Origin of the sequence: Pseudoalteromonas sp. RB2-MNA-CIBAN-0110, from assembly GCF_040309305.1 — a bacterium.
In the GTDB taxonomy this organism is placed as follows: Bacteria; Pseudomonadota; Gammaproteobacteria; order Enterobacterales; family Alteromonadaceae; genus Pseudoalteromonas; species Pseudoalteromonas arctica.
The window spans coordinates 1-278 of sequence record NZ_JBEOOQ010000156.1; the positions used below are offsets into that span (position 1 = coordinate 1).

General features: G+C 71.2%; 1 protein-coding gene. It reads left to right on the plus strand.

Annotated elements, in window-relative coordinates; all coding sequences use genetic code 11:
* On the plus strand, positions 1-278 hold a 278-nt coding region (locus AAEY68_RS20965; protein ID WP_350586817.1), incomplete at both ends, for a hypothetical protein.

The window sequence follows — 278 nt, forward strand, 5'->3', positions numbered from 1 at the left end:
GAGGTGCGCATCCAGCTCGGCGATCTCGTCACCGGCAAGGTCGCGATGCGCGCGAGTGCGCAGCGCGGCGACTATTACCGCGTCGCGTTCGACACGCACGACGGCACGCCGCGCCTCACCGCGCTCGAGCTGCGCGTCGCCGGCCGCACGTTCGGCGCGATCTGGTTCCGCGCGCCGGGCGCTGAGCACGGCGCGTACTACACGCTCGACGGCTCGCCACTCGAAGCCGCCGCGTTCACGATGCCGGTCAAGTGGACGCGCATCAGCTCGTTCTTCGG